4 protein-coding genes and 1 pseudogene are annotated in these 6,303 nt (G+C 57.8%); 2 read left to right on the top strand and 3 right to left on the bottom strand.

Annotated features, from left to right (window positions below; translation table 11 throughout):
* Window positions 1-140: 140 nt before the first annotated feature.
* Window positions 141-575 (bottom strand): IS3 family transposase, encoded by a 435-nt coding sequence (locus tag ACLJT4_RS42035; protein ID WP_411130418.1) that lies wholly within the window; start codon window positions 573-575, stop codon window positions 141-143.
* 165 nt (window positions 576-740) lie between these two features.
* On the opposite strand from ACLJT4_RS42035, the gene ACLJT4_RS42030 reads away from it, so the two are divergent.
* Window positions 741-1,850 (top strand): IS1380 family transposase, encoded by a 1,110-nt coding sequence (locus ACLJT4_RS42030; protein WP_411130417.1) that lies wholly within the window; start codon window positions 741-743, stop codon window positions 1,848-1,850.
* Here the strand turns inward: ACLJT4_RS42030 and ACLJT4_RS42025 are convergent.
* Window positions 1,774-3,528 (bottom strand): hypothetical protein, encoded by a 1,755-nt coding sequence (locus tag ACLJT4_RS42025; protein WP_411130415.1) that lies wholly within the window; start codon window positions 3,526-3,528, stop codon window positions 1,774-1,776. The genes ACLJT4_RS42030 and ACLJT4_RS42025 overlap by 77 nt on opposite strands.
* A 309-nt stretch (window positions 3,529-3,837) precedes the next feature.
* On the opposite strand from ACLJT4_RS42025, the pseudogene ACLJT4_RS42020 reads away from it, so the two are divergent.
* Window positions 3,838-3,950, top strand: a pseudogene (locus ACLJT4_RS42020) (IS5/IS1182 family transposase); the annotation flags it as partial.
* Window positions 3,951-4,020: 70 nt separating this feature from the next.
* On the opposite strand, the gene ACLJT4_RS42015 reads toward ACLJT4_RS42020, so the two are convergent.
* A complete protein-coding gene (locus tag ACLJT4_RS42015; protein ID WP_411130414.1) occupies window positions 4,021-5,745 on the bottom strand; it encodes a hypothetical protein in 1,725 nt (574 codons plus the stop codon).
* Window positions 5,746-6,303: the final 558 nt, after the last annotated feature.

Below are 6,303 nucleotides of genomic sequence, written 5' to 3'. Positions count from 1 at the left end.
GGCGACGAACTGGCTGCCATCGCCACGGTCCTCAACTCCCGTCCCCGCAAGACCCTCGCCTGGAAGACCCCTGCGGAAGCCCTCAATGATCATCTACGATCAGCACAAGCCGGTGTTGCGACGACCGATTGAATTCGCCTTCATTGCCGCGGTCGGTGTGGAACACGACGCCAGCAACATCCCCGCCGCGGGTCGCGGCGGCCATGTTCAAGGCTGCGACGACGAGTTCGTGTGTCGTGGTGGGTGTCCATCGCGTAGCTGAGCAGGCGGCGTGAGTGCAGGTCGATGACGGTGGCGAGGTAGAGCTTGCCCTCGCCGGTGGGGATCTCAGTCATGTCGCCGCACCAGGCGACGTCCGGAGCAGGCGCGGTGAACTTCCTGCGGACCAGGTCCGGCGCGACCGGGCGCTTGCCCTGCCTGGTCAGCGACCGGCGGCGCCGCTTGACGCGGCCGGCCAGGCCCAGCTCGGCCATGGTCTTCGCGACGGTGTTCTTCGACACCCACCACCCGCGTTCACGCAGCTCGACATGGACACGTGGGGAGCCGTAGGTGCCGCCCGAGGCGTCGACGGCCATGCCCTGCAACTACACGCCGTGCACCGCAGGTTCCTCAGCCGACTCGCGGCGCACACCCCGCTGCTACCCGACGCAGGGAAGGTCGCCTTCATCGACGTCGACTCCACCCACAAGCGGGTGTTCGGGCCCGCCTAGCAGAGCGCTCAGGTCGGCCGGTTCAAGGGAGTGCGCCCCCTGCACCCGTTGCTCGCCACGATCTGTACCCCGGCCGCCCGTCAGGTCATCGCGGCCGTCCGGCTGCGGCAGGGCAAGTCCGCCGACTCCCGCGGCGCCAAGCGATTCGTCACCGAAGCCCTGGCCACCGCGACGGAGGCCGGCTGCACCGGGATCCGCGTCCTGCGCGCGGACTCCCAGTTCTACAACGCCGACATGGTGGCAGCCTGCCGGCGGGCCGGTGCCCACTTCTCGATCACGACAGGGATGAACCCCTCGATCAAGCGCGCAATCGCCGCCGTACCCGAGGGCGCGTGGACGCCGATCCGCTATCCCCGAGCGGTCATCGATCCCGACACTGGCGAGCTGATCTCGGACGCCGAGGTCGCCGAGATATCTGACTACACTGCCCTTACCGGCCGGAAGAAGGCCGAGCACGTCACCGCCCGGCTCATCGTGCGCCGGGTCCGTGACCTGGCCAGACCTGCCACCGTCGGCGAACAGGGCGAGTTGTTTCCGGTCTGGCGCTACCACCCGTTCTTCACCGACAGCGCGTTCGAGACCCTCCAGGCCGAGCGGCAGCACCGCCACCACGCAGTCATCGAGCAAGTCATTGCCGACGGCAAGGCCGGCCCCCTGGCCCACCTGCCCTCGGGGAAGTTCAACGCGAACGCCGCGTGGCTGATCCTGTGGGCCGTGTCCTACAACCTGTTGCGGGCCGCGGGCGCCCTGGCCTCTGTCTTCCATGCCAAGGCCACCACCGCCACCTTGTGCGCCCACCTGGTCCATGTCCCCGCCAGGATCGCCCGCTCCGCCCGCCGCCTCACCCTGCACTTGCCGAGGCGATGGCCCTGGCAGCACGCATGGAACACAGCTGTTCACCACCATTCACGCCCCACCCAAGGCGGTCTGACCTCCCCGACCACCCGCCCGCCAGGGCCCGACCGGAGCCGAACTCGTGGAAGAGCTGGACAGACCAGCGGATACAACCTGTCCATCCACCGCCACCGCCCCGACACCGGCACACAAACCTCAGAAGATCACTTCAAAACCGAGCCGGTGGATCGAGGCTCAGAGGGGGAGAACAGATCCGACGACCCCTCCCGGCAGTGGCGGGGATGATCGGCAAGGGTGACTTGCCACGGTATAGGCGAGCGTTGTTGACGGTGACTGTTCTCCCCATCCCTGGGTTCTTCGCCAGCTCCTCAGCTAGCGAGCGTGCCTGCTCTTTGATGGCCTCTGGAACGAGTTCTGGCTCAATGGTTGTAACCGCGACAGACTCAACTCCACCGAAACAAGGATGAGGCGGCACATAATAGTCCGGGACGATTCGATCTTCCACATAGTGCACACCGCGCCGCAACCAATTAGGCAAGTCAATATCATAATCGAGGAAGTCGCGATATATCTTACTTCCTTGGTATCCGTTGTCTTTTAGCCACTTCAAGAGTGTGCCGATAGGAGTACTCCCCTTGAATGCATCTTGCGCAATTGCCGATCTAGCACATGGCAATGCCCTCAGGGCTAGATGTTTCCACATCGGATCCTTGGCAGCTCTAGATAGAACGGGAAGGTAAGATTCGCGAGGCTTGATTCCCATGCTACTTGCGATGAGAGTTTCGCAGATTCCATGCGAGATTTCCCTGTGGCGACACATGCCCTGTGCCCAATTCATGGCCGAGGTGTAAAACTGCAACCCCGCCGCCTCTATCATGGAGTCTTTATTGATCTCCAGAAGTTTCACAAATTCTTGGGCTTTTCGATTTGACCTCACAAAGCCTTGAGGTAAATCGGCTCCAAGTATTCCAACCTTCTGCCACCCTACTGTACCACTAATCCAAACCTTGCAGATATCATTTCCTACGGTTACCGACTCCTCGAACTCGGCAAGCGGCTGGTAATGCAACTCCTGATCCTCGCCCCCCTGTAGTCTACCGCTTCCGCTTGGGTTGGGGTCGCTTCTCACCATAAGTCGAGCAACAGCGCGAAGCTTCTCCAAGTATGCCAATTCTTCTTCGTATATACTTAGCTCTTCAGGGCTGAGTTTATTACGCTCTCCCGGATCCCTCTCAAGCCTCTCAATCCTCTCGGGTGAGGTTTCTTTGCGTGCCCCATAAAGAAATCTTGCGAATTCCAAAAAGTTGCTCCCCCATCGAGCTTTTACTGTAGAAGGTTTTGTCTGTCTAGATCCAGCCACATGGTGGGCGGCGTGGATCAATTCATGCGCAAGTATCAGCTCGGGAGGTAGCAACGTGTCGTCTATCGCGTACACGGCTCGCGGATGCATGCTCACTATGGAATATGCCCCGTGCCCAATCCTCACGCCTGACTTTTCACCTTCCTCGGTATCCCACTCCTCCCAGTCGGAATGGTAGGACCAAGCTTCGCCATCACACCTCTGAAATATCAAACAATTAATGTTCGCAGGGCTATCGTCACCCCTCTGTGTATAGAAGGACCTTAATTTGCGACCATTAATTCCTAGGCCGGGTTCGTTGCGTCCGTAATCCCAGGTATTCCCTCGAAAGTTATAGCCATCTGGAATTGGGTCACACGCCCCGAAGAAATTTACCAGATTCTGCCCCGGTGCAAAGTCCCCCAGTCCACCCCTTTCGATCACCCTTAGCAAGTCGTCCACTTCTTGATAGAAAATTGCTTCTTTAAGATGAAGAAATTCCGGGTCATCGCCCCAAGTTGGAGGGACCCCTTCATGCCATTGTGTAAACCTTCTGTAGAATTCCAAAAAATCATCCTGGTTGGCTATTGCAGCTACCCCTGGCCTTACCTCCTTCCCTTTCATTCGCTCCCCCTTGAGCCAGTCAATATAAACTGTACGGCATTGGGTTGCGGGAGGTTCCTCAAGGGAACCGCTCAGTCTACTGGGAAAGGAAAACATGGTTCGCCCCTTGTCTTCTCGGGTGAATCATCTTGGCGTATCGCCTTTGTTTCTCGTAGGGTTTTCGTGAGTCCCAGTTCGCCGAGCATAGTCAATGCGCAGCCATGATCCGCTCGAGCGCACCAGGTCGCGACCGTATAACGGTACATAGCGAGGCTGTCGAGCTGCTGGTCAGCCTTGGGCCATCCTGGTCGAGGTGATGCACGCCGCACGGATGTCCAGGTCCTCACCGATCCCTTCGGACGGTGCTGTGGGCCTCGCCCGCGCTGCCCGGCTCCACTCACGACCTGACCGCCGCCCGCACCCACAGCATCGTCGACGCGCTCCCCCAGCCCGGCCTCAAGTGCTGTGACGGCAAGGCGTATGTGAGGTTGGAAAAGGCTCATTGACTTTGAATCATCCCTGGATAAGAGGAACGGTCCGTGGGCTCGCCCGGTAAAGACGTATATTGTTGAAGGATACTGTGTTAGCCAGATCTGGGTGCCGAGTGAGATCGTCGACGATAGCCAGCGCCCGATCCTTAATGAAGTTTGGAACGAGCACTGGGTCAACAGTCACACCTAGCAGTGCGTTCTGCCTCATGCACGAGCGGGGGGGCTGTCTATAATCTCCCGATCTGCCGCCCACCCGACGAGACCAGTTTGCCAGATCGTTACGATATTCCATCACCACTTGGCGTAGGTTGCTGTTTTGGTAGCCGTTATTATCCAGCCACTCCAAGAGCCGTTCCAGCGGCCTGTCCTGGAAAACCACTCCGGAAATCCTCGACCGAGGAAAGCTGAGGACTTCCTGCCTATGCTTCCATTGGGTGACTGGGAGTTTTCGAGACAGCGTAGGGATATGGGATGCGCGGGGCTGAATACTCATCTCTATCGCGAGGGAAATTTCGGTAAAGTTGTGCGATATCTGTCGCTGTTCAGCGGTCTCGCATGCTCGCCTTTTCTCGCGCCGATAACCAACTCGCCACCTAAATTTTTCCACTCTCCCCAAGTTTTCCTGGGCGGAATTATTTGACCTCACGGACCCGGCTGTTAGATCAGCTCCCATCAGGGGGATGTTTTCCCACCCTAGTTTCCAGTTAAGCCAGATCTTGCAAACATCATTTCCTACCGTCACGGCCTCCTCGTATTCTGCGAGATCCTGATAGTACAATCCTGGCAGCGCAATCGCAGCCTTGCGAGATGGAACCGGAAATTCAATCATGTTCACGGCAAGCTCGCGAAGCCGTACTAGATCTTTCCAGTGAGCATCTATTTCCAGCTGCTGTTCAACCTCGAGCCTCTCATATGCCTCCTTGTCTCGGATATATCTTTCGACTTCTTCGGATCCGATTTTCGTTCGCGCGTTGAACAATGCTCTGGCGAAAGCGGTTTCGTCCTCACCCCACCGTGCTGCGACTGTCGACCTCTCTTGCTGCACGGAACCAGCCACTATATGAGCCGCATGTATGAGTTCATGGGCAAGTAGCAGTTCCGGGGGGAGCGCCTGTTCATCTATTAGATACAGCGAACGTGTATAAAACTCGATGATAGCGAAGGCGCCAAGGCCATTCTCTGCTGCCCAGTCGTTAACCGTACGCGCCCTATCGTCACGGCAATTGTTTTGTATAATGATGCAGTTGATTTCTGCAGGATGACCCTTATCTGGCGTCCCTCCGGTTTCCGCGAAAAATGCTTCTAGCCGACGTCCCATGATGTCAAAGTTTGGCGTGTCGGGGTCGTATGAACCTGTAATGGTTCCATCGTCGCGGGGAATCAGATGGCTCCTTCCGAAGAAATTCACTAGAGTCCGCCCCATTGTTGACCGATCGGAAGGTATTCCTTCGATCCTCTTAAGGAGGTCATCCAATTCTCCGCAGAATTCAACGCTCTCGAGCTCTGTGTCTATTGGTGTCCATTCCAGTGGGGGGCCAAGGTGCTCATACAGGGACTGAAGGTATTGAGTCTCTGCTGCTACGGCAATGCCGGGGCGAATTATCATCGCCTGCATCACAGTATTGTTGAGCCATGTAATGAATACGCGGCGCCCTACGTTCGAGCTGTCCAGTGCAGGTGATTCCAATTTACTGCCTGATGAAAATGGTGTATTGGCTCGCCTTTGAATTGCCGAAACGTTCATCATATTGGGCATTTTGAGCCACGCCTGCTCTCTATCAACGGGCCCCTAGCTGCTCGGGAATAGCAGATGCCCTGCTGGCCAGATCTCGAAGCGACCAGGAGTGCCGATCCGCTACATCGAGTCCTCGTCGATCGTGACTCAGATCACCGAGTCGACGACCTCGAGCCAGTTCTGAATACGGTCCCTCCTGAGGGCTGGCTCGACAACCTTGCCGAGGGCCCTAGAAACCACTTCGTCCCGCCTTCCAGGTGGGTCCGCCACAAAGTGGCCTCCGAGCCTCTGAATTCTAGGGTAACAAGGTGTGAATGACTGTTTAACTGCCTTAGATGCCAGTGTCTCGCGTAATGGTGCATCCCGCAGCTGAAGCGGATTCCTGGGAGTGGGCTGAAGTTCCCCGAAGTTCTCCCAAGGCATGGGCACTGGGACGTGTGAGCCTAAGGACTTGCAGATCATCAACACGTCGTCTTGATCTTGCTGTTGGCTGCGTTACTCAGGGCGGTGACCCGGGCCTGGAGGGTTGCGAGGGCGGCTGGTGGAGTGGTCGCCGGTGGGATGCCGATG

The sequence above is a fragment of the Streptomyces sp. x-19 genome, from assembly GCF_046549115.1.
Taxonomy (GTDB): domain Bacteria; phylum Actinomycetota; class Actinomycetes; order Streptomycetales; family Streptomycetaceae; genus Streptomyces; species Streptomyces albulus_C.
The sequence above is the reverse complement of the archived record's forward strand: the minus strand, read 5'-3'. Positions and strand labels throughout refer to the sequence as shown.

What these genes read in the sequence shown, in the direction of transcription:
- ACLJT4_RS42035 (WP_411130418.1), bottom strand. Translation starts at nt 575, where the DNA reads ATGGCCGTCGACGCCTCGGGCGGCACCTACGGCTCCCCACGTGTCCAT.
- ACLJT4_RS42015 (WP_411130414.1), bottom strand. Translation starts at nt 5,745, where the DNA reads ATGATGAACGTTTCGGCAATTCAAAGGCGAGCCAATACACCATTTTCA.
- ACLJT4_RS42025 (WP_411130415.1), bottom strand. Translation starts at nt 3,528, where the DNA reads ATGAAAGGGAAGGAGGTAAGGCCAGGGGTAGCTGCAATAGCCAACCAG.